We start from the raw sequence: 24,374 nt of genomic DNA, 5'->3' as shown, positions 1-24,374 counted from the left end.
AAAAATTTCAAAAAAATTATTTCTTTAATTCTAGTTCTAAATAATATCGTACTGCAAAATTCAAAAGAGTAAACCGCATGTACTCATTTAATAATTTCTTATCTCCATTGACAGAATTTTTTCTTATAAATTCATCCATTTTAATGGGGTAATCTCTAAATGTTTTTTTATTAGCATCATCAATAATACTATCTACTACAGATTTATATAAAAACTCTGCAACTGTATCATCATCAAGCTTTTTTTTACTTTGCCGAAATTTCTCTTTAAATAATTCTTTCATCTCATGTATATAAGATGCAGATATATTATCTTGAAAGCAATTAAAAGGTATTAGATCTTCATGTTCAAAAAATAAAAATGGAATACTATCATATGTATAGCCAGTTATTCCTCCGAACCATGTAGCTGCAGTCTTGCCCCAAGTTTTCGCGCTGTTAATGTCGCTTTTTACTTTTTTTAAAATATATGTTTCAATATGTGACTGATCCTGCAGTAATCGTTCTTGAGTAATATCTGTTTGATTTCTATCGTTTGAACACATACTCATACAGGTAGAACTTACTAACACCATTATCATTTTACCAACAAAGATTTTAGACATAATATCCTCAAAAAAATATTTTTCCCAAAAATGTTAACACCACTAATTTAATCAATAATCATATAACCATCTGTACAATATACTATAAAACTAATATATTATAAATAATAAAAAAAAAAGTTATGAAAAATATACAATTTGACACATGAATGAATTAATTTTTGTCGCTCACGCTATTATTGTTGCAGGGACTGCTCTTGGAGCTCTTGTTCTTGGGCCATCTGCATTAGTTGCCTTTGTATGTACTTGCTGCGTATTGGCAAACTTATTTGTTTTAAAACAGATAACTCTTTTTGGTTTTGCTGCAACATGCGCTGATGCTTTCACTATAGGAGCAACCATAGGGCTCAATTTATTACAAGAATATTTTGGTGCTTCTCATGCCAAAAGAGCGATTGTGATAAATTTTTTCATTCTTATTTTTTATGCAATTGTATCACAAATTCATCTTATTTATATTCCCAGCAGTAGTGACGAAATGCACTTTCATTTTATGCCATTACTTAACTTTATGCCTCGCATTATCATTGCTTCATTGTTTGTTTATTATATTTCTCAATTAGCTGATTATTATTTCTACGGTCTACTCAAAAGAATATTTCACCATACACATATTATTTTCCGCAATTATGTATCTATCGCATTGTGTCAACTATTAGATACTATTTTATTTAGTTTTTTAGGTCTCTATGGAATTATTAATAATATAGGAGAAATAATTATTATTAGTTACCTCATTAAACTTATTAGCATTTTTATCGCTATTCCTTTTGTTGCTTTTTCACGTAAAATTTATAATTATGTTCATAATAATCATATTTGATCTACCATGTAGGCTTGCCCTTTTATCATGGCAATACAATGAGGGAATGTATTTTTAAATTTTAAAACTTTTATATTCTTCCAAAAATAATTGTAATTGGCTTACTCCAAGTGCTAGCAATAATTCAGAAGAATTAGCAGTACTATCCTGAGCAAAGATATTTTCATAATATTCAAAATTGTTGAACGATTCTACAGAAAGGACTTCAGGAATATGATTTAAAAACTCAAATGTACTAAAAACATATGTCACTCTTGCTAATAATTTAACAATGTTAAAATGTTGCATATCATCGCTACAAGGATCTTTTTGTAGGTATTGCTTTAATAAGTAAAAATCATCTTTTTCATTAAGGCATGCACATAAAGAATAAACAGCTAAATCATAAAATTGATCATTAAATCCTACCATTTCCCAATCAATAATTATAACATCTGTTCCGGTAAAAAAAATATTTCTTGGATGCAAATCATTATGACTAATAACTAAAGGACGAGCATTATTCTCAAATTTTTGATAAATAATTTTAACTTTATCTAATATTTCTTCAAAAATAGGATCTATAATTAAATTTTTATTTTTTATTTTTTCATAATTTTCAATTATTACAGTAAATAAGTTTCTTGTTCTTAGGGTAAAATTCAAATCAAGCTCTTGTATGCTTTTAACTTTTCGTGCTATAAAATCAATAGTATAATAATCTTTTGCTTGTTCAAGAGAGAGCGTAGATTCAGGAATAAAATCCATAATAATAAGAGAGAATTCTTTGGTGTGTTGATGGTGATAAATTTTTGGTGCTATAAATTTATCAGCGGCAGCACTATGTACAATAACTTCGTTTTGACGTATTAAAAGCGGTTCTTTAAGAATACGCACTAAGTATTTACTATCATTTACTGTATATATATTGTGTGTTGTATGATAATCCTCCATTAATTTTTTCACATTTATAGTTATAAATAATATTTATGAATTGATTAAACCCATTTAAAATTACGTCATTTTCTGAAGCGTATACACTCTCAATACTAGTAAAAAAAAATAGCAAGGGTGTTAGTTTAGAAAAAATTTTTTTAATTATATACATCATTTCCCATTGGTACATATATACAATATACTTGTGCAATATCTATATAGGCTGTATTAATATTAAAAATTAAACAATTATTATGTAAGTTATTATATATTGTTACGTGATATTACTATAGTTTTTTGTTCTTTTATAAGAGACCATTGTGTATGAATTTCATGTTTACCACCGTGAGGATTATTGATAAATCGAATAACCTCATTAAGATATGCTTCAGATGGTGAAAAGGGTACATGTTCAATGATAAACCAATGGATTACTATGCGATGCTGTAATAGCCTATCAATAGCAAGGAATTGAGGAATGTGGATATAAAAGTGAGTATCTTGTATAAATGAAATTTCCTCAAATGTTTTTTTTGTGAGATCTTCTAAAAAAAGTTCCGTTGCTTTAAGTCGATTAAGTGTGGTGAGAAAATTTGTTTCAAAACGTTTATCGCAAGAACGCAATGCTGGTAGTACGGTAAGTCGAATACGATTACGTAAATAACTTAAAGATTCATTACTGGTATCCATTGCATAGATAATATCGTTGTTGTGTAGCCAATTAACAATTTCAGATTTATTAATTTCAAGTAATGGCCTGATATACATTCCATTTTTTGCTTTTATTCCCGTTAATCCAGATAAACTTGATCCACGAATAAGACGAATAAAAAATGTTTCTTCTTGATCTTGTGCATGATGAGCAAGCGCAATAGTATTAGCATTATATTCATTGGCTACTTTTTCAAAAAAATATCGACGTAATTTTCTACCATACTCTTCTTGTGAACCATTCTGCTTGAAGGGTATAGAGAACTCCGATCTTTTTTTTGTTATAAATGGGATAGCAAGCTTATGTGCAAGGTTACGACATAATTCCTGTTCCTGATCACTTTCAGGTCGCCATTCATGATTAAGATGTGCGGCAATAAATGTCAATGAATATTTATTGCGTAAAGAGACAAGAAAATAAAGCAGAAAAACAGAGTCGGGCCCTCCTGAGAGCCCAACTATTATTTTTGTATCGCACTTTATGAGTGCATGATGTGCAATAAAAGCTTCAATATTTTGATAAAGATTCATTATACATCTAAATTTTTAGCAAATTTACCATAGTCTTTGATGTATTCTTTTCTTCCTTCGACATCTTCACCCATTAATGTTGAAAACCAGCGATCTGCTTCTAAAGAGTCTTCAATAGTAACTTTAAGCAGCGATCGTGTTTTATTATCCATCGCTGTTTCCCATAATTGATCAGGGTTCATTTCACCCAGTCCTTTATAGCGTTGAATATTCATAAACGGTTTACTAATAGCTTTAATCGCAGCAAGAAATTCAGTTGCACCAATACCGCTTATTGCACGTTCTTTACCCGTAATGGTCAATGTCCATGGATTATCCTGAACAATAGCTAGTTTATTTAACATAGCAACTGTTTTTTTAACTTCTGATGCTGAAAAAAAGTTTAAAGGTATATCCCAATGCTTGCTCATCATTTTAAATGAAATTCGCGTATGGAGATTGCGTTGATCTGATTTTTCTATTTCATCATTTGTATCAGTTGAATCATCATTATTATTGTGTTGACTATCAAAAGCTACTGCATACCCAGAAAAAAAGCTTTGTAGATGCGTTAATAGTTGGTCAATTCCATTTTCTTTTTCCCATGGATATTTGTGTAACGCTGCAATAAGCGCGTTACATTGATCAAAAGATATTTTAAAATCAGTGCTTAACGTGCTGAGCTTACTATCATATTCCTGAATATCAGTAAGGACATTTGATAACGTTGCCGCTTCCATCTCCTTATCATCAACCGTAAGTACCGTTTGTTCTTGTGCCCAGTCAAAAAGAAATTGCATAAATGCCATATCATCTTTAAGATATTGTTCTTTTTTGCCAATTTTAGCTTTATATAAAGGTGGTTGCGCAATATAAAGATAGCCTTGGTCGATGAGTGGTCGCATATATCTGAAAAAGAAGGTTAATAATAAAGTTCTAATATGAGAACCGTCGACATCGGCATCGGTCATAAGAATTATTTTATGATAACGAGCTTTATTAAGATCAAAATCTTGTCCAATACCGCTACCGATTGCTGAAACAAGAGCTCTAATTTCATCATTTGATAATATTTTATCAAGGCGAGCCTTTTCAACATTTAGGATCTTACCTTTTAATGGTAAAATCGCTTGATTGCTACGATCACGTCCTTGTTTTGCAGAACCTCCTGCAGAATCTCCTTCCACGATGAAAATCTCAGTTAGCGCAGGATCTTCTAACGTGCAATCAGCAAGTTTTCCTGGCAAAATCATTCCCTCAAGAACTGTTTTTCTTCGCGTTAAATCACGAGCTTTACGTGCAGCTTCGCGGGCACTTCGTGCAATATCAGCTTTCTGAACAATTTTTTTTGCAATAGCTGGATTTTCTTCAAAAAAAATATCAAGGTATGCGAATAACCATGATTCAACAATGCCTTTTACTTCATTATTACCAAGTTTTGTTTTTGTTTGACCTTCAAATTGTGGTTCAGGTACTTTTATACTTAATACGCAGACCAATCCTTCTCGTACATCTTCACTTGAAAAAGTATCAGTACCTTTTAAGACACCAAATTCTTGAGCTTTTTTATTACAAACTTTAGTTAATGCCCCTTTAAGACCAGAGACATGAGTACCGCCTTCTACCGTATTAATATTATTAACAAATGAAAACAGTTGCTCACCGTAGCCATCATTATATTGAAGAGCAGCTTCTAAAACATATTTATCATCTGTTTTTTCACAATAGATAACTTCAGGAAATAAAGGAGACTTATTTTTATTAATATGCTCAACAAATGAAACAATTCCACCGGCAAAGTGAAATTCATTGTGCTTATTGGTACGTTCATCATTAATACTGATACGAACATTTTTATTAAGAAATGCAAGCTCGCGCAAGCGAGATGATAATGTTTCAAAGCTTAAATCAGTGGTTTCAGTGAAAATTTCTGCATCTGGTTTAAATTGAACCAATGTTCCACGTTTGGTGGTTGTACCAATAATCTCAAGTGATTTTATTGGTTTACCGCGATTAAATTCTTGATAATAAATATTACCTTTTTGGTAAACGGTTACATGAGTCCATTCTGATAGAGCATTTACAACAGAAATACCTACACCATGCAAACCACCAGAAAATTGATATGTATCTTTGTCAAATTTACCACCGGCATGTAATTTTGTTAGTACAACTTCTACAGCAGATACCTTTTCTGTAGGATGAATATCCGTTGGTATTCCGCGGCCATTGTCTTCTACTGAGCATGATCCATCTTCATGCAAAGTAACATTGACAGTATCGCAATAACCTGCAAGAGCTTCATCAATAGAGTTATCAACAACTTCATAAACGAGATGATGTAATCCTTGAGGACCTGTTGATCCGATGTACATAGCAGGTCTTTTTCTAACTGCTTCAAGACCTTCCATCACGCGGATGGATTGCGCTGCATATTCTTTTACTTGTTTAGTCATAATAGTAACCGACCCTTTCTTTTGGGGTACTCACAATAGATGAAATTTGTAGTTTTATATAATTAATTCAGCATTATTTATTATATATTTATTGTACAGCAGTGAATAAAAAAAGTCGATTATTAAAGGAATTCATATTCAATTTTTCGGAGATTGTTTAAGGTTGTAGTGAATATATTGAATTATTCTTAAGTATAGAGAGGAAATGGATGTTAGAGAGTATTTTTGGAAGAGAAAAAGACATTTTTTTTATGCATGCAGCATTGGATCAAGCACGACGCGCTTATGAAATTAATGAAGTTCCTATTGGAGCCGTTGTTGTTAATAATGAAGGTGCTATTATAGCACGGGCATATAATACTGTTGAACGTGATTGTACACAGCGAGCGCATGCAGAAAATTTGGCAATAGAAATTGCCGGTAAACACTGTAATGATTGGCGTTTATCCGGACATTGGTTGTATGTAACGCTTGAGCCTTGCTCGATGTGTATGGGATTAATTAAATTAAGTCGATTGGCAGGAGTCGTTTATGGTGCGCAGTCACCTCTTTTTGGTTTTCATCGTGATAATGAGGAGCAGAATTGGTTAATTAAAAAAAATAATTTTTTAATTATTGAAGGAGTGGCAGCTGAAGAAACAGCAGCATTACTTAAAGATTTTTTTTACAGCAAAAGAGCTAGTAAAAAATAAAATTGTTTTTGTTAAATATATAAAAAAATAGACTTATGATGCCGATCATCATAAAAATGCACTCATTTTTGATACACAATTTTTCAAAATACAATTCTATTTTTTTTGTCATTATATAGATAATTTTTTATTTTTTTGCCATGACGCAATTAATTGCAATACTACTTTTCTTGTTTTTTACTAAATGCCAATACTGCGTTTCCTTAAACTTTTACGAGAGATAGCCTGTGCGTAATTACGTTCCATACCCATTTTTTGTAAATAATGATAAAAAAACTCTCTATCTTGACCTTTGACAACTGCTTGCTCATGAGCTTCAGCTAGCGCAACTGGATAACCCCCTCCTTTAATACATTGATCGATAACAATTTGCGCAACACGATCAACCATCATTGTATCTTGCGCAACCCATGCAGGTAATTCAACACGGCCAATTTCACTACCTGTATGAATATAAAAGAAAAATGGCCGAAGATGATGAGGATAGTAAGCACTGATACTGCTATGATTACTAAAAACTATAGAACGCGTATAAGGCATTAAAACATTCTGCATAATACCGCTATCAATTACACTATCAACCAATGCATATGCTTCTTTGTTTTCAACATCAAAATTACATAAATATAAACGAATTAAACTGATTAATTCTTTACTTTTTGGTGTGCTAATATACCAACATAGTAATATTTTTTCATGATAAAGTTCATCTAATAATGCAAGGTATGTGCTCAAAAATTGGTCTCTAACATGTATTTCTTTTGATGATAAATGCCAAAAAATTAATGATCCATCAAAAAATAAAATAGTGGGAGCAGTGTCGCTGTATTCACTTTTTATCTTTTTACCCAAATGAAGTCCTGCTCGTAGTTCAAGTTCCTGACGCTTACAATTGACACTATCGGTAGTAAATGGTTGTCCATTTTCATCAACTCCAGCAAATACTGTTGGTTGCGATAATAGTTGTACTCGCATTCCTTTACAATTATAGGGAAGCACCACAAAACCAGTATTAATCAAGCAACATGACAAAATATTATGTCGATCAGGATAAATTTGAGAACCATCAACAGAAAGAACTACATGGGGGTACGTAGCTCTTTCAACAGGAATTATATCGCCTACGTTACCTTGCCACAATGGAACTGGCCATGGTGCATTATTAACTTGTCGTACTTTATATAAAAATGTTGAATCCTTACTGATTGCGTGCCAAATCTCTTGAGCAAGATTATATGAAGACGTTGTATCCACAAATAGTTGATCGGTAACCCGTGTAAGCTCTACTAATAGCTTTACGCGATCTAACATGCTTACTCTCTCTTTTTTATTTATTCATTACGTTGTTTATAATCACTGATTGCAAGTTGTAAAGCGGTTAATGATAACAAACCACACAATAGTCTAACTGGTCCCAATCGCATCCCAATCATATTAATCAGATCATCTTTATCAAGAACAAGAATAGCATCAAGAGGCTTATGCATGACAAATTCAGATATGATTGATGCTGTTGCTTGACTAATTACACACCCCTTTCCCTTAAAAGCAATAGAAACTAAAACATTTTTATGAATAGTTCCGGTGCAAATCACTTCATCACCACAAGAGCTATTACGCTGTTCGGCGCGCATATTACACACATCAAGAATTCCGTGATTACGAGGGTTACGATAATGATCCATTAATATTTCTTGATATAAGTTCAACATACTATAATCCATTCATTTTTTTATCATTATCAATTAGTCTAACACAAATAGCATGAAGAATTAATGCGTAATTACTCAACAAATGGAAATTGACAAAAGTATAAATTACTTCACACCGATTGAATGCAAATTAAATAGACCAATGGATTTATACTATAATTAAAAAAACAATAGAATTAAAGTGTGATTATTTAATTTTATTGTTTTTAATTAACTATTGTTTTCCCCTCTCTTGTATATGTTACTATTAGAATATATTTGATAAATATTATTTATTTTTTTTCATATAAGGATGCATAATGAAAAAAATAACTCAATTGATTATTGTGATTGCTTTCACCAGTACAACAGTAATTTTTCCAATGACATATCTCAAAAATTGGTTTAATGACTATGTTTTTTTTTGGAAAACAAGAGATTGGCATTCTCATTTTCAGAGAAGATTGTATCAAGAGCCACGACCTTTATTAATGCGAGCTTTAGAGGTATATAATACATCATCAAGTCAGGAAAAAAAGGCATTAGATTTAGGAGCAGGAGCAGGTAATGAAACAGCATTTTTATTACAAAAAGGATGGATTGTTTGGTCAAATGATAGAGAACAGGAATCAATAGAAATAATTAGCAATAGGAAAGACGTTTTACCTTATAAAGATAAATTAACACTCATTCATAAAAGTTTTACTGATATACCATGGGATAATCTTCCCTTATTTAATTTGATTTGTGCAATCTATACGTTACCTTTTATAGATCAAAACAATTTTCATCAAACATGGAATGCTATAGTTAATCATTTAGAAGCAAATGGTATATTAGCGGTTTCTTTATTTGGCGATAAACACGATGTTTTTGGTTGGTGGGAAAAAAGAAGCATGAGTTTTTTTACTAGAGAAGAAGTTTTAAATTTATTGAAAAATTTTGATATTAAATTTTTTACAGAATCTTGTGAAAAAAATGATGAAGATGTTATGGAACATATCTTTAGTGTGGTTGCACAAAAAAAATAAATTACTGATCTATTGGTACGTGACATTACAAAAGAACAATTAAACATTTTCTGACAAGACGGTTATTTTTCAATTAATCAGATGAATTATGGTGATTTTTCACTCAAAGCTAAAGGACGTATAAATGGAGGTTGTTCTTCTTTGAATGCTTTACGGTTTTTAAAATTATTCTTTTGTTTATCATTTGAGTAATATGTGATATTGTTTTGCTCAATAATTACTCAGCAGAAATTTTCAGGAGACATATTCATGTTTTAGCCACAACATGTTCTAACTACAATGTTTTTCTTTTCTCGTTTTCGTTGACTATAGTTTCATTAATTAATTATATTACCTACTTCATAAATAAAAAACAAAATGAATTACGTCTTTTACCTTAAACAACAAATAACATTATATATATTAATAGTGTTAACTACATGTATTTTCTATCCTATTGCGTGTTATTTTGGATGGAGAGATCCAACAACTTTATCTTTGGGGTCATTAATTATATTTTCATTTACATATATTTTTTTTGGTGCTTTCGTGCAATGGTATTTGAATTCACTAAAATAAATTACTTAAAGGATATTCTTATGAAAAAGATTTTATATCTATTATTAATCTCATCGTCTATTTTTTCAATGCGATTGGATGTTGTAAGTTCCAATAAATCGCATGATAAACCGTCTTTTAGTTCTGGTACCTTATGAATCGCGAGCAATTGAACATGGCGATATGAATAAAGTATACATTAATTCTGCATCAATTTTTGCTCCTGAGCGATTAGGGTTAGTTGAACTTTATCATGGTAAAATTGGTATGTTACCCACTCCATAAAGTATAAAATAAAATGAATATAGTTCATTGTCTTAAACAACAAATAAAAAGATTATTATTATTAGCATTAACATGCTACTGTTCATATAATATAGCTTTATATTTTGAATTTAGAAAAGCTACTATATTGCCTATAGAATGGTTTATATCATTCGCAATAGGATATATAGTTGTTGGTACTTTTTCAGAATGGTATTTGAATCCATTAAAATAGATTACTTACAGGATATTCTTATGAAAAAATTTTATATCTATTATTAGTCTCATCACCTATTTTTTCAATGCAGTTGGATATTGTAGAATCAAATAAATCGCATGATAAACCGTCTTTTAGTTTTGGTACCTTATGAATCGGGAGCAATTGAACATGGCGATATGAATAAAGTATACATTAATTCTGCATCAATTTTTGCTCCTAAGCGTTGAGGGTCAGTTGAATTTTATCATGGTAAAAAGGGATTTTCTATTCATCAAAATGGCAAGAAGCATGCCATTAAGAAGTACTTTATTGATCCACTGTTATGTGATATAGCCACCAAAATACAGCAGATTTTTTCTTTTAATTTTTTTCACGAGTTATTTCAGGAAGCCAACCAGGAGTTGCGTCAATGATATGATGAAAAACAGAAATATCCTTGGATCACTTTTTGATTATGTTGATGAGACCAAATTAGATCTACGAAATTTAGATGTTTTTTATATAGCTTATCTGATATTATGTAAAGTTATTTTTTATTATTGTAGAACTAGAGAATGGTTCAATTATATTGGTTACAATTATAAGCTGTGCATTTATTACGTCAGCTTGTTTTTGTTTATTGATCATTTGAGGATCATTATTAGTTATTGCAATTATATGTGGTTTAATGGTCTGTACGAGTTGAAGGTAATCTTTAAAATCATGTAAAAATGGAAGCATAATTACGTTATCAACATGGCGAATAGCATTTAAATTATATGCACGTTCTGTTTGTTTATGTACAGGTATACGATGTTTATAGTGTAAAATATGTTCATCTGATTCTAGGGCTATTACAAGATAATCCCCCATTTCTTTTGCTTGTTCTAAAAATCGTAAATGTCCAAAATGAATAACATCAAAACATCCTCCAACAAGAATAATTTTTTTGTCGGCAGGAATTAAAAGCTTTTGAGCCGGAATATATTGTTGATTTTGCATATAATAAGTATAATTTGTTTGTTTAGCTTGATCAATAAATAAATCTTGAGTTTGTCATATAAAAATACAATTTTATCTTAAAAATTTTATAAAAAGTTGATGATATGGTTAAAAATACTTTATACTTCGGTTCTAAGTCACAGTCGCGACGTATGTTATTAGAAGAATCTCAAATACTATTTACTATTGTTGATCAAAATGCTGATGAATCACGGTGTGATTGGAATCTTCCATTAGCACAGTTAGTTTTAAGTATTGCGGTGTATAAAATGCAACATGTCATACTTCCTCATGGTAAAGAGGAAGGTGATGTTTGCTTTGTATTAACTGCAGATACAATGTCACATGACACAGAGGGAGTAATTCACGGAAAACCAATCGATAGAAATGATGCGATTGCAAAAATAAAAGCAATTGCTAAAGGAGCCTTTTTGTGTACAGCCTTTTGCTTGGATAAAAAAATATGGCGATCGGGAGCTTGGGTTATTGATAACAGAATTGCTGATGTTGTTAAAGCAGAATATTTATTTGTTGTTTCTGATGAATGGATTGATACATATCTTGAAAAAACGCCATTTTTAGATGTATCTGGTGGAGTTGCAGTGGAAAAATTTGGAAATCAGTTTCTAAAAACAGTGCACGGTTCTTATTCTACTATCATTGGCCTCCCGCTTTTTGAGGTACGTCAAGCGCTTGAAAAGTTAGGTTTTTTTGTACAGTTAACTGAATGAATAACAATAAAAAACATAGTAAACTTCAACCGGCCTTTAGGCCGGTACTTTTAATTAAGGAATTTATGATTATGAAGATTTTAAATTTACGTTATAGGTTTCGACTCATCATCTCAACCTTTCGCTTATTATGAATCGCATTCATTATCGGCTTTGCAAAGCAAGAGTTTTCTGCTCAGTTAAATAAAAAGTCAATTTGTTAGCGAAACCTAATAATTAAATATATTCCTCTTTTTTTGCATTGATTAAATTATTGCTATTAGATTGTTAATATTGCTATTATTAAATTTAATAGCAATAATTTAATCATTATTTTTTAAAAAAAGGAATTTTGTCGTGAAAAAGCCATTAATTTTGTTTGGTATGTTATTAACAATAGTAACTGGATTAAATGCATTTACAAAGCATGAGGTATTCAATCGATTATCACAGGCTATGGATAAACTTCAAGCTAACGAATATGGAACGAATCCAAATGGATTTGATGATTCATTATTTAATAATTGGTATGATACGCTTGCATTAGCAAAAAAATTTGTCATTGATAATAGCAAAAACCTTATCGGTATTAAAGATTCTGATATAATCAGAGCTATAACCTACCTCTTGGATGTAAATAATACATTATGCACTAAAGTAATATCTATTGTTCGTAATCCTACAACAACCTTTAGTTCGCTTAATGAAGAAAGCAATAAATTGGTACAAATCAAAAATGCTTTGACTCAAAATATGAGCGTTATAAGGAATAAACTACAATCAATTAATTTTAGTAAGAGTAAAGAGGAAGCACGAGAAATTGTTCTTATTATTGCTGGCTTTCTGCAAAGGATGATTGCAGCCGTTCAAAAAAAATCTGACGAAAAAATGAGTAAATGGGGATAAATTAATTTTTTCAAAAAAAAGGTGTTTCTTATGAAAAAACAATCTGTTTTATTTGCTGTATTATTAGTAGTAGTGCCTGGATTATATGGAGCAACTTCAATTGACGTGAACTCGCGATTATTGCAATCGGCGAGAAGTCTTGAGAATAAGGAATATGGGATTAATCAAGTTGAATTTAATCCGTCACTGTTTAATAATTGGTTTGATACATTTGCAATGGCACGAGAATTTATAATCGATAATAGTAAAAACCTTATTGGCATAAAGGATTCTAGTATAATTAATGCTCTGTCACATATAGAATTAGTTAATAAAACTTTGTTTACAAATATAGTAAGAATAATTCGTGAATCTTCCAATTTGGAAGAAATTAAGAATCAAATTAACAGAATTGATAATTTAAGAAATAATTTAACTAAAGAAATTATTAATCTTCGTAAAGGACAGATGACACTTAGTAATAAAAGAGAAGCAACAAATGTCCTTTTTACTCTTGAAGGTATTTTAAATAAAATAATGACTTCTATTGCTAATGCAGCTCGAACAAAACTTAGATTACAATAGATATTTACTAAGATAAATTTAGAATCAATTAGTTTTTTTTTGTAATTGTATATCTATTTTTATTAATAACAAACAAGAAAAAAAACCAATGTGCAGCGCTACATTGGTTTTTTTTCTTGTTTTTATGATTGTTTGGGAATAATACGCAAAAAACTATATGAAAATTGAAAAATCTTTAACAAATATTATTTTTTTATATCTTGCTCATGACTATATAACTTTTTTGTACAACAATAGTGCTCTAAGCCCTTTTGACAAATGCCTAAATAACGAGTATCCTAATAATACAGATAGAAATTTATAGCTTCTCTTTGTCAAAAAAGGATCTTAAATGACATACAAAATGAATCATATGGCGCTATTACAGCTTATAATCATTGCTACATCAACTTTAATAATTACACATAACATTAATGCCCTGCCCAACATACTACAAAAAAGTTCTGCGGCACTAAAAAATACTCAAATAACAATGAAAAAGCGAGTACAATTCACATCAATAATGGCTAAAGCTCTTCATAATCATGCACGTGGCACAAAAAGCGACCATATTGCTATTGAAAAAAAATTAAAAAATATATACAACTCAACATCATGTACACCAGAACAAAGCGCTATAAACCTACATAAAGCACTACAAAGTAATACAATAACTTCCGATAATGAACAGCATTATTTTGGCGCATCAAGTTCAGCTCTTCAAACTGAAGGTGGTCTTGATGAAAATTCTGCAGCAGCACGTTTTTGCAAAGAGATAGCACAACTACCAACAGCTGAAGATGCTATTGATTTTTATAATCGCTACGAAACTATTATTAAACAAATGAAAGACGAACTTAATATTAATGCGTTTCGCATCTCACTTGCATGGAATAGAATTGAGCCACGCTGCGGAGAATTTAACATGCAAGCAATTACATTCTATGGCAATGTTATTAATACACTCCTAGCGCATGATATTACACCCATAGTGGTATTTCATCATTATGATGTACCAACATGGTTTGAAGACCTGAAAGGATTTGAGTTACAAGAAAATGGTATATTATTTAAACGATTTTGCACTACTGTTTATAAAGAATTAGCTGTTGAACTTGGTAATTGTCTTCTATCTATGTGTAATGCACCAGAAGGTCCCGCCTTTAAAGGGTATTTCACCGGTGAAGGAACACCAGGCGAAAAAGACAATTTACAAAAAACACATACGGTAATTGCCAATATGTACTACGAACTTGTCGATACTGCTTTAGAAATTCAAAAAATATATATTGCGTTAAAAAAGGAAAATCAATTAATAAAACAACCTTCAATTGGAACGCAAATCAACGTCGTATTATGTGATCCTCATCATAACAGTCAACAAAATTGGAGAAGTAGATTAAAAACTTCATTAGGTTGCGCAATGGCATCATACATACAATCAGGTGGAACCTTTAATTTTTTGATCAATGGTGAATATTGTATGTATACCCCTAATGCTAAATTCATGAAACAAGCAAAAGGAGTTAATGTATATCGCTATCATCCAGATGCATATAAAGCATTTGATTGGATTGGTGTGAATATCTATTCTAATAGATTCTTAAATGGCTTTGAGCAAGTTACTGGTAACAAACTCATCGAAGAAGATCAAGAACGCTACACGGATAATCCAAATTATCGCAATTACCCTGAAGGAATTTATCGCGCAGTACAAATGATAGCAGAAAATATCACTATACCTCTTGGTAAACGCAAAAATAAAGATGGTAAACCATTACCTATTATCATCACTGAGAATGGCATTGCTACCAAAGATAACGTTAAACGTACACGATACTTCCAACGTGCGATTGCGACCATTACACAATTAATAATCGATGGATATTATGTCACTGGCTATTTACCATGGGCTGCCCATGATAATTATGAATGGCCAACCCAAGAAAACCCTGAAGGTTTTGGTTCAAAATGTTATGGTTTTTTTGCCGTAAATTTTGATAAAAAATCACCAGATTATCTCAAAATAACCCTAAAAGAAGGCTCTCATTATTATGCCAACTTTGTTAAGTCATTTCTAAATTATCAAAAACCATCTATGTGCTGACAAAACACAATTTAAAAAAAAGCAAATAATTCAATCGGCATTAGTTATGCTTAAGCATTGATAAAAATTTATTATAGATGAAAGATATATTATTCATTGATCTTTTAATCGATAAAAATAAAGGAAAACGATTAATAGTAACACCACAAATAAAACAGTCAACAAGTGAATTGTTCAATAATTAGGAAACAATCAATGATAATTAGTAGCCCAGTAAACAATAAAAATAAATCAAAAAAAATATACATTTATAGTTAAGTTAAAAAAAATTACTCTATCATTGTACTTATTCTCTACTAACAGCTTCGGCAATATACGCCAATCGATGAGAAGATTCCCAGGCTCGTAAAAAATATACTAATGGATAGCGTTTAAAAACCATATCATCATTATTCGCTGCAGGATCATGACATAATAGTTCCTGTGTACGTTGATCCCATCCAACAACCACGAGTAAATGTCCATGAGGAAATGATTTTAAGGCACCTGGCAAATTGCCACGAACACTAACAATAATGGGAATTCCTTTTAATAAATATGCATGTAAATCAAGAAATGAATTCATACGCTTAACAAAAAAACACATTTTTCCGCCAACCTGCTCAAATGCATGTGCTGTGTTACACCCCCAACTACCATATATATCAAGTCCTTTATCAAAAACTCCTGCAGCAAAATCAAGCGGATCGAGCCTTTTTTTTGTAATATAGTTAGTAACCATGGAACATGATACAGGTGAACATATACGAGATTTATCAACATGATCAAGTGCAAATTGTGCGACTTCTGGAACATTTAAAATATGAATAGAAGGTAAATTTTTAAAAAGAACATTATCGTATATTTCTGGTTTAAAATTATTAAAATCAGAAATTGTTACGGTAAAATTACGGATTAATGATAATGATACTGATTTTTGCGACTCAACTTTTATACGAAAAGCATCAGAAACTTTTTTATCGTCTATTTCAAGTCGAACATGAAAATAAGAAGAAAAACCATCGCTTTTACTGAAGTATGATTGTTGCATATTATCCCCCCAATCTACCATGTGATGCCATGAACCCCATTTTTTTGTTATAGCATCACGAACTTGCACGTAAAAAGAAAAATAATCTTTTTTTGGTCGAAAAGCATTCCATGAAAAAATTAATTGTGTAAATGGTGGCACATTTTCTTGCGTGAAAGATATAATTTTTTTATAAGTATTTGCTATAGATAAACTTTCTGAAAAATATTTAGAGTATGTCCATGTCCAATGATGAATAGGATTGCCGTCACCACCATATGATAGCGAAAATGCTATGCATAGTAACGCCATTATCATTCTTATCACTATTGCCCCTTGTATTATCTATAACTCATCTCAACATAATTACACACCAAGAGTAACATTTGAATAAATTAATTATCAATATTTCTAAATGAAATTAAAAAAACAGTTAATAAATAATGGCAAAAAATGTACTTAATGATATACGCTACGTTATGGTTATCGTATAAAGGAAAAAAATGAAACATATATACCATTACATTATTTTGGCTTGTTTATCCTGTTCATACATGAGCAATAAAAATTTATTTTCGGGGCAAAAGGCAATTATAAACGTTCCAATTGTCGATTTAGTCGGACAACCGATAACAACAATTTTTTCTGATGAACATCCAGAAAGCGCTTATAATGCATTAACATTTTGCAGTGCACAAACGAACTCTCTCTCATGCCCACGATTGCATCAATTATTGTATAACGATACAGTTAATGTAATAAAAACAACTGAAAATGAGGCTCTTGTCAGTATTATGCATTCATACTATCTTACTCCTTCCTCATCACTACCTCAAACTAACTACTGGCTCCTTAAAAAAAAAATTACTTTGTATGATAAGCTTATATTACACAACATCCCTACATCACATATTCCCGATCCAATAGATTTTTCAGATAAAGATGGTAATGTATTTACACATACTAATATTATAACATTAACAAAACCTCATTATGATCCTAACTTAAAACTAACATTCTCAGTAGGAACGCGATTTACCCGCGCACTATCAACGGCAACAGAAAAGCGAACTACTACAATTGACGCTTTTGCGATTGATTACACAGGAATGAAAGAGGTTTTAATAAAAATACCTAGTAATAAATGTAAAATTATCAATACAACACAATCTATTCAAGATCGCATAGCTGATTACGTTAATTTACTTAGACAATGGACTACTATAAAAGATGGATGTATTCCTTATACATGGGGAGGAACAAGTTTTGCACATACAACGCGTAAAACATTTAAAGAGATAATAAAAAAAACAAACAATGGAGACATAATCTCATATGCCTATGAAAATGATATTAGTTCGCCAAAAAGTGGTTTTGATTGCTCAGGGGTTATTATACGTGCAACACAGATATGCGGTATTCCCTATTTTTGTAAAAATACAACAACAATCCCAAAATGTCTTACATTATTAGATGCTAATCAGTCTTTATCTGAGGGAGATCTAATTTTAATTCGTGGACATGTTATGGTGGTGTCCGACATTGCCAAAAATTTACTAATTGAAGCTCGTTCTTATGCACATGGTTATGGCAAATTGCATGAAATAGCTATTAACAAAGTTTTTGAAGGAATAGAAACATATACAGATTTAATTAATGCTTATCACAACAAAACAGTCATAAAACGAAAAGATAAACAAGGAAAAATACGTGATACCTTTTCAAATTTACAACTGTTTTCAATGTCAAGCGTCTGGAATAAAAAGGAATCTTAAACTTCTATATTAGACGCATTATGGCTTTGAGGAATATCTAAATTTATACTAGGTCTATTAGGTATGATATTCTGTTTTTTTGTTGTATTATAACGTGGTTCAAATTTTAAAATACCTGCAACAAGGGTAACGGCTCCGCCTAAAAAATAGCTTCTACTTGATAATATCCTTAAGCATCTGATATTAGATAATCCTGCACCAAAAAAACCTGCGCTTATAAGTTGAGTAGAATGAGAACAATTATTCTCAATTTTACCTGCAACATTTACCGTAGTCGATTGAACGACCACAGAAGCATCTTTCATAAAATTGATTATCTTTTCTTTTGGTAATGTATCAAGATAATCTAAAATCAATTTTTTAGTATTATTATAGCTTAATTCTGATATAGTATCCTGAGAAAGTTTTTCTCTATCTATAAACTCTACGTTACCTTCACTTGTTTTTTGTTCTGACTGAATCATACCAATTGAAAAATTAATTGATAAAAACATAATGCTTGCCGAGAATCTATTTAACTTAAACATTTATAAACCTTCATATGTGAGTTTAGGATCTTAATTATGCATTACAATTTTATCAAACGAATTGCAGTCTGTCAAATTAGTTTATTTGATATGAATTTTAAGCTATATATTAAAAATTTAATATTCAACACTTTAGAAATTTGTTGACCTATCTAACGAACAAAAATAATAATTTCCATCCTTTTACATCATAATAAGAAGGTTACAACAATAGACTCCTCGCCAAATATTAACCCATAATAAAAAACCTCTCCAATAGCTCTTATGAGTGATTTATTTTTTTTACTTTTTGTATCATAAATTATAGGTATAGAAAATTCTTTTCCATTGGGTTTACTAATTAGCAATGATTTTCTAATTTGTTACAGCATACACCGCATCATATGGCAACTTTCCTATTTGGAACATAGATTAAAATATATAAAACCATAAAAATAAAACAAAATAGTCCATTTTTGACCATTTTACTCAAAAATGTTATATTAAATATAATAAAAAAAATACAAGACATAGCACTCAAATACAGAGGTTTTGCAATGCATTACTCAATTTTCAGAAGAATTCGAGATATTTTTTTTCTCTATATACTGATATTTCTTGTAAAAATCGCTTTTGATCGCACTGTTACATACATAGAAATGCATTCGCAATCAATTATTCATGAGCTTGATCGTAGTTTTATTGATCAAGTTTACACCGCACAACGACAATTGCATATCCTACAAGAACATCCTCTTTATATGGATGCGCACGCCATAACTATGGCTGAAATAGGATCAGAATTAACAATGATCGAAGAAAAATATAAAAAAAATTCACTGGGGCTTGCCTTTCTCGGCCCTATTGGTTCAACAGCTATTGTAACAAAAGAAGAAGAATTACAAAAAAAATTATTACTATCAATTAATGATTTAGGTGAAATTCTTAATAGTATACACAATAAACAAGAAAGATTTTCACCTGCTCAAACAATTGAAAATGGACTTGACAGTAATAAACAATTATTACAAACCTTAGGAAATGTTTAAAAACCCGATAAAAAAATACCGATTAAAATATATTGTTAGTTTTTTCGTATGAAATAAGCTAAGAATTCTTTATTTCCCTTTGTGCCAACAATCGGTGAATCTATTACACCAATACATTCAAAACTATAATGCACAATACCCTTAACTACCGTATCTACGATAATTTTACGTATGTTATCATCTCTGACAATACCACCACTACCAATTTCGTGTTTGCTAGCTTCAAATTGTGGTTTGATTAACACAACCAATTTTCCATTGTTTTTTAGAATTTTACCAACGGTTGACATGACCTTTAAAACAGAAATAAATGATAAATCAAGCGTAATTAAATCCACCAATTCACCAACAGATTCTAATATTCTCACATTTGTTTTTTCTAATAAAACTAGGCGCTCATCTTTGCGTATTTTATCATGAACATCGCCATATCCTACATCAACACCAAATACCTTTTTTGCTCCACGCTGTAATAAACAGTCAGTAAATCCACCGGTTGAAATACCCGCATCCATTACTATTAAGCCTGTTACATCTATATTAAAATAATCGAGAGCTTTTTCTAATTTTAAACCAGCACGGCTTACAAATTGTGGCTCTTGAATAGTGTGAGAAATTTTTGCATCATCAGCAACCTGCATTCCTGGTTTTGTACAGCGTACATCATCAACGAAAACTTTTCCTTGCATGATCCAGCTTTGAATATGGCGCTCATCATACTCTGGTAATAATTCCTGTAATTTGACATCAAGTCGTTTTTTTATTTTAGCCATGCTTGCATTTCTATTTTAACAATATTCACAATTCTCGATGATGTAACTATTCATACACGTATTCTACGGTATAATATCAAAATTAACAAACAGATTAGTCGCTACAAAAATAACTGATACACACGGTCTAATGAGCAATAATGAATAATTATAATATAAATCAATATGAATTTCATGAAGAATATAACTATGTAATTTAACTTAAAAAAAGGTTGTTTTTAAGATGCCTTAATATAACCATAAATATTTTATATATTAATAGCTTCTTTGCGTCAATCTCTCACTATATTTGCATCTATTTGTTTTATTAATGCATTTGCCTGCTGTAACCATTGCTGCGCTATTTCTTTTGGTATTACCTTTATAACATAAGGCTTATAATTTTTAATCCATTCATTATATGAAATAGAAGATAACTCTTTAGGGGTATCATAAAAAAAAGGATAAAGAGGAGTAATTTCAAAAATAATTAATCCATTTTTATCATTATATAGCCATGTTACACATTCCTTAAAAGCCCATAAATGATATATTGTTCCTATCCATACATTATTTTCTTCTACATTTTTATCTAAAAAAGGATTAGTAATTATAAAATCATCTTTTAACCAAAGAGAATAATTATACTGATTATATACAAAACCAATATCTTCTTTTATAGATTCAGGTAAAAGCAATTTTTTATTTAACGATTTCTGTAATAAAATACCTAAAATATAAATAGCATCACGAATTGAACCGTCATTTAATATAATTTTATAATAATCTTGTATAAATGTAATTAATCCATCATCACAACAATCAATTTCATGCAACAAGCCTTGAAACGTAAGACGTATTTTTTCTTTGTGATTAAGTAAGAAAACTATTTCATTATTGTCCATTTTTTTTAATCCTTTATATATTTTTAGCAATAACTTTACCTGATCTATTAACTAATCCATTATTTATAAAGGCATTTCTAATCAATTGTGTAGCAGACCCTTTATTGCATAATTCTCCCCAGGTTTTGATGATATAACCATGAAATTTTCGTGGAGCAGTTTGTTTTAATATAACAAACATGCCGTCTTCTATGCTAATTCGATGTACAGAATCTCCCACTGAAAATGAATTATCTAAACACCATTGTCCATCTTTAGGACAAACATTTTTACATCCATTACTATTTTTATGATGATATTTAGCATTTTCGTAAATGCCATTCGGATGTTCTTCCTTATCATCTTCATGCTTTGGCGGCTTTCCTCCACAATTACATGCATTGGCTATGCGATCTTGCAGAGGATATCTATTATACTGTTTATTTTTTTGAAGTTTTTTTATGTGCACAATAACATCCAAGACCAACAAAACCAAATGCTATAATTTCTCCAACTATTACAGCAGCTCCTGCCGGAGGACATATAAACGAAAGTACTGCAACAACAGCGGTTGTTGAACTGACTGGTTCTATATTATGTGCAATAATTCCTGCATGACCAACATAAAATAAATGACTTTTTTCTACCGACAATGCATACATTTCTTGCTGTTGATACACAATTTCAATCATATCAATACAAACAACGTTGCCATCACCACATAAAAGTTTATCTGATACAATTAATTCATCAGCACAAATCCATCTGTTTTTATCAGCTAGATAAAATTTTTGATCTGATGCAGAACATATACAGTCATTAGTAACAATTATTTTTATAAAACGATCTACATTACAGTGATGTATTTCTGTAACGATGCCTCCAAATGATATCGTACATTCCGTACATTCCAACATTATCACCAATTACAATACATTTGACAGGAACTATGCCGTTTTGAGTATATACCAATGTATCTGCAGCAAACCCTTCTGATTGCGCTAGCGATATGCACAGCAATACGCCAAGGATACAGATAAAAATTGATAATTTTTGTTTCATACCAACTCTACTGAATAAGATATAGTTATTATATTTATACAATAACTATATCTTATTTTTTTAATAGCTTAAAAAATTGGCTTTCCATTTTCAAACATCTTTAATTTCAATAGTAGGATCATTCAATAAATCTAAGAGCGATTCTTTAGCAAAATTAATTTTTTTAAATTCCCAGGAAAGAAAATCGTGAATTGATAATGTCACAAACGTACTAACAACACCTAGAAATAGAACTAAACTTAAAATGTTATTAGTTGTTATTATATATAAAAGAGGAGATGAAATTACTGAAAGAAAAAAGCTGACGGAACCGAAAGCAATAGTCACTTCTAATAACCTATAGATAGTCTTTATATAATTATAATCATAATAGATTGTCATTCCAGGAAGAATAAAAAATAAAGGAAATAATGGTACTAATCTCCTTGATAATTCACTGTAACTTCCACAATATTCACTTACAAAAGTAGGCCTCATGAGCGGTCCTGTGTGCTTTATAAAGTTTAATTGTTCCACAATATCTAAAACACGATTAGTTTCTGCTACACTACTCATTAAACGATTATTTCTCTCTTGAATAAGGTTAGATATATCATCCCATACAGGATTAACACAATACTTAAAATAAAGAAATAGCCCAGCAATTGATAAAATATAGGGAGAATTTGAAACAACCACTTTTTTAATTATATGTTCACAAAAATTAAATACAGAAATTTTTCTTCGTTTAAAATATGATATACGATAATTACGATCTGCTCCTCCATTACCACATATAAAACAAAGATATGGTTGTATTTTATTTTTTATTTCCGGGGGAAGCGAGTCAAATATATGAAGTTGTTTTTTACTAAAAATTATTTCTTGAAGATTTTGTTGAATGAGATTTTTTTGTTCAGAGTTAAGTAGCAGTTTCTCTCGCACAGTAAGCGTATAACCTGTATGACACTCCCACCAATTAATCCTATAATTTTTTAAAATATCTACTTTCTCTGCGATATTTAAAAATATATCTTGTATAGTTTTTTCTTCTATAAGCTTTGGAAGATTGGATGCTTCTTTATACTGACCAGTAAAATCTTCACTAATCAATCGGCACTGAAGCTCTTTTGGTAAATGTAATAATCCAAAAGCAAGTTGTAATGGTAAGAAAGGAAATTCAGGATTATGTTTAAGATGATTAATTTTATCCCAAACCATTTTTTGAGTAAACGGCTTTAATGCCTTAAATTTGGTCTGTGCTGTTGATAATTTTAATGATAATAATTCATTAAGAAAAACGTTTACATCTTTTTTATGTTGTAAAAATTCTTGTTCTAGTTCTGGCGTAAATGTAAACAATTCCATAGGTAAAATAAGGCTGTGTAACAACAGTGTATTAATGAAAAAACAAAAAGATATTATGCGTGCAATTTTATACTGATACATGGTATTAATGAACGAAATTATAAAAATTTAAAAATATATATTTTATTAGAACATGAAATGGTTTTTATATTGACTTTGACTAACTAATCACTAATGTTAATTATAGAATATAAGCATTATAAGTACAATAAATAATATAAATTTGGGAAATAAACTATATGCGCTATTTCAACACGGCAGGGCCGATCAATCCAAAAGATCATTATTA

At 30.4% G+C, this 24,374-nt stretch carries 25 protein-coding genes; 11 read left to right on the top strand and 14 right to left on the bottom strand.

What is annotated here, in order from left to right; all coding sequences use genetic code 11:
- Positions 1-16 precede the first annotated feature (16 nt).
- Entirely contained in the window at positions 17-604 is a 588-nt protein-coding gene (locus tag VLB80_00750; protein HSC24733.1) for a hypothetical protein, read from the bottom strand.
- 145 nt (positions 605-749) lie between these two features.
- Here VLB80_00750 and VLB80_00745 point away from each other — a divergent pair, with 145 nt between their 5' ends.
- On the top strand, positions 750-1,427 hold the full coding sequence (locus VLB80_00745; GenBank protein ID HSC24732.1) for a queuosine precursor transporter: 678 nt from the start codon (positions 750-752) through the stop codon (positions 1,425-1,427).
- A 54-nt stretch (positions 1,428-1,481) separates the two neighbouring features.
- On the opposite strand, the gene VLB80_00740 is transcribed toward VLB80_00745, so the two are convergent.
- From VLB80_00740 to gyrB, 3 genes are all read right to left on the bottom strand, one after another.
- Positions 1,482-2,372: a phosphotransferase gene (locus tag VLB80_00740; protein HSC24731.1), complete on the bottom strand. Its 891-nt coding sequence runs from the start codon at positions 2,370-2,372 to the stop codon at positions 1,482-1,484.
- A gap of 234 nt (positions 2,373-2,606) precedes the next feature.
- Complete coding sequence (tilS, locus tag VLB80_00735; GenBank protein ID HSC24730.1) at positions 2,607-3,584, bottom strand: tRNA lysidine(34) synthetase TilS; 978 nt, start codon at positions 3,582-3,584, stop codon at positions 2,607-2,609.
- Positions 3,584-6,019, bottom strand: coding sequence for a DNA topoisomerase (ATP-hydrolyzing) subunit B (gyrB, locus tag VLB80_00730; protein HSC24729.1), 2,436 nt, complete (start codon positions 6,017-6,019; stop codon positions 3,584-3,586). Before gyrB ends, tilS begins: the two co-directional genes overlap by 1 nt.
- 209 nt (positions 6,020-6,228) lie before the next feature.
- Here gyrB and VLB80_00725 point away from each other — a divergent pair, with 209 nt between their 5' ends.
- Positions 6,229-6,711 (top strand): nucleoside deaminase, encoded by a 483-nt coding sequence (locus VLB80_00725; GenBank protein HSC24728.1) that lies wholly within the window; start codon positions 6,229-6,231, stop codon positions 6,709-6,711.
- Between the two features lie 180 nt (positions 6,712-6,891).
- Here the strand turns inward: VLB80_00725 and VLB80_00720 are convergent, their stop codons facing one another.
- On the bottom strand, positions 6,892-8,022 hold the full coding sequence (locus VLB80_00720; protein ID HSC24727.1) for a DNA double-strand break repair nuclease NurA: 1,131 nt from the start codon (positions 8,020-8,022) through the stop codon (positions 6,892-6,894).
- Between the two features lie 20 nt (positions 8,023-8,042).
- Complete coding sequence (locus tag VLB80_00715) at positions 8,043-8,423, bottom strand: iron-sulfur cluster assembly scaffold protein (protein ID HSC24726.1); 381 nt, start codon at positions 8,421-8,423, stop codon at positions 8,043-8,045.
- A 299-nt stretch (positions 8,424-8,722) separates the two neighbouring features.
- Between VLB80_00715 and VLB80_00710 the strand changes: the two genes are divergently transcribed.
- From VLB80_00710 to VLB80_00700, 3 genes are all read left to right on the top strand, one after another.
- A complete protein-coding gene (locus VLB80_00710) occupies positions 8,723-9,433 on the top strand; it encodes a class I SAM-dependent methyltransferase (GenBank protein ID HSC24725.1) in 711 nt (236 codons plus the stop codon).
- A gap of 660 nt (positions 9,434-10,093) precedes the next feature.
- A complete protein-coding gene (locus VLB80_00705; protein HSC24724.1) occupies positions 10,094-10,255 on the top strand; it encodes a hypothetical protein in 162 nt (53 codons plus the stop codon).
- Between the two features lie 13 nt (positions 10,256-10,268).
- On the top strand, positions 10,269-10,469 hold the full coding sequence (locus VLB80_00700) for a hypothetical protein (protein HSC24723.1): 201 nt from the start codon (positions 10,269-10,271) through the stop codon (positions 10,467-10,469).
- A 501-nt stretch (positions 10,470-10,970) separates the two neighbouring features.
- Here the strand turns inward: VLB80_00700 and VLB80_00695 are convergent.
- A complete protein-coding gene (locus tag VLB80_00695; protein ID HSC24722.1) occupies positions 10,971-11,435 on the bottom strand; it encodes an adenylyltransferase/cytidyltransferase family protein in 465 nt (154 codons plus the stop codon).
- A gap of 104 nt (positions 11,436-11,539) precedes the next feature.
- Between VLB80_00695 and VLB80_00690 the strand changes: the two genes are divergently transcribed.
- The 4 genes from VLB80_00690 to VLB80_00675 all read left to right on the top strand — a co-directional run bounded on the left by VLB80_00690 (position 11,540) and on the right by VLB80_00675 (position 15,701).
- On the top strand, positions 11,540-12,166 hold the full coding sequence (locus tag VLB80_00690; GenBank protein HSC24721.1) for a Maf family protein: 627 nt from the start codon (positions 11,540-11,542) through the stop codon (positions 12,164-12,166).
- 336 nt (positions 12,167-12,502) lie between these two features.
- Positions 12,503-13,051: a hypothetical protein gene (locus VLB80_00685; protein ID HSC24720.1), complete on the top strand. Its 549-nt coding sequence runs from the start codon at positions 12,503-12,505 to the stop codon at positions 13,049-13,051.
- Between the two features lie 30 nt (positions 13,052-13,081).
- Positions 13,082-13,615 carry a hypothetical protein gene (locus VLB80_00680; protein HSC24719.1) on the top strand — a complete coding sequence of 178 codons (534 nt, stop codon included), beginning with the start codon at positions 13,082-13,084 and terminating at the stop codon, positions 13,613-13,615.
- 331 nt (positions 13,616-13,946) lie between these two features.
- Positions 13,947-15,701 (top strand): family 1 glycosylhydrolase, encoded by a 1,755-nt coding sequence (locus VLB80_00675; GenBank protein HSC24718.1) that lies wholly within the window; start codon positions 13,947-13,949, stop codon positions 15,699-15,701.
- Positions 15,702-15,987: 286 nt separating this feature from the next.
- On the opposite strand, the gene VLB80_00670 is transcribed toward VLB80_00675, so the two are convergent.
- Positions 15,988-17,028 carry a C39 family peptidase gene (locus tag VLB80_00670; GenBank protein ID HSC24717.1) on the bottom strand — a complete coding sequence of 347 codons (1,041 nt, stop codon included), beginning with the start codon at positions 17,026-17,028 and terminating at the stop codon, positions 15,988-15,990.
- A gap of 185 nt (positions 17,029-17,213) precedes the next feature.
- On the opposite strand from VLB80_00670, the gene VLB80_00665 reads away from it, so the two are divergent.
- Positions 17,214-18,485, top strand: a complete 1,272-nt coding sequence (locus VLB80_00665; GenBank protein HSC24716.1) for a hypothetical protein — start codon at positions 17,214-17,216, stop codon at positions 18,483-18,485.
- Here the strand turns inward: VLB80_00665 and VLB80_00660 are convergent.
- Complete coding sequence (locus VLB80_00660) at positions 18,482-19,012, bottom strand: hypothetical protein (protein HSC24715.1); 531 nt, start codon at positions 19,010-19,012, stop codon at positions 18,482-18,484. The genes VLB80_00665 and VLB80_00660 overlap by 4 nt on opposite strands.
- 536 nt (positions 19,013-19,548) lie before the next feature.
- On the opposite strand from VLB80_00660, the gene VLB80_00655 reads away from it, so the two are divergent.
- Positions 19,549-20,040 (top strand): hypothetical protein, encoded by a 492-nt coding sequence (locus tag VLB80_00655; GenBank protein HSC24714.1) that lies wholly within the window; start codon positions 19,549-19,551, stop codon positions 20,038-20,040.
- A 35-nt stretch (positions 20,041-20,075) separates the two neighbouring features.
- Here the strand turns inward: VLB80_00655 and VLB80_00650 are convergent, their stop codons facing one another.
- The 5 genes from VLB80_00650 to VLB80_00630 all read right to left on the bottom strand — a co-directional run bounded on the left by VLB80_00650 (position 20,076) and on the right by VLB80_00630 (position 24,085).
- Positions 20,076-20,813 (bottom strand): TlyA family RNA methyltransferase, encoded by a 738-nt coding sequence (locus VLB80_00650; protein ID HSC24713.1) that lies wholly within the window; start codon positions 20,811-20,813, stop codon positions 20,076-20,078.
- Between the two features lie 272 nt (positions 20,814-21,085).
- Entirely contained in the window at positions 21,086-21,697 is a 612-nt protein-coding gene (locus tag VLB80_00645; GenBank protein ID HSC24712.1) for a hypothetical protein, read from the bottom strand.
- A gap of 13 nt (positions 21,698-21,710) precedes the next feature.
- The gene (locus tag VLB80_00640) at positions 21,711-22,145 is read right to left on the bottom strand and encodes a hypothetical protein (GenBank protein ID HSC24711.1); all 435 of its coding nucleotides are present in this window, start codon (positions 22,143-22,145) and stop codon (positions 21,711-21,713) included.
- On the bottom strand, positions 22,117-22,593 hold the full coding sequence (locus tag VLB80_00635; protein ID HSC24710.1) for a polymorphic toxin-type HINT domain-containing protein: 477 nt from the start codon (positions 22,591-22,593) through the stop codon (positions 22,117-22,119). Before VLB80_00635 ends, VLB80_00640 begins: the two co-directional genes overlap by 29 nt.
- A 235-nt stretch (positions 22,594-22,828) precedes the next feature.
- The gene (locus tag VLB80_00630; GenBank protein ID HSC24709.1) at positions 22,829-24,085 is read right to left on the bottom strand and encodes a hypothetical protein; all 1,257 of its coding nucleotides are present in this window, start codon (positions 24,083-24,085) and stop codon (positions 22,829-22,831) included.
- Positions 24,086-24,374 lie beyond the last annotated feature (289 nt).

It is taken from the genome of Candidatus Babeliales bacterium, from assembly GCA_035455925.1.
Taxonomy (GTDB): Bacteria; Babelota; Babeliae; order Babelales; family Vermiphilaceae; genus SOIL31.
This window is presented reverse-complemented; position numbering and strand designations above follow the sequence as displayed.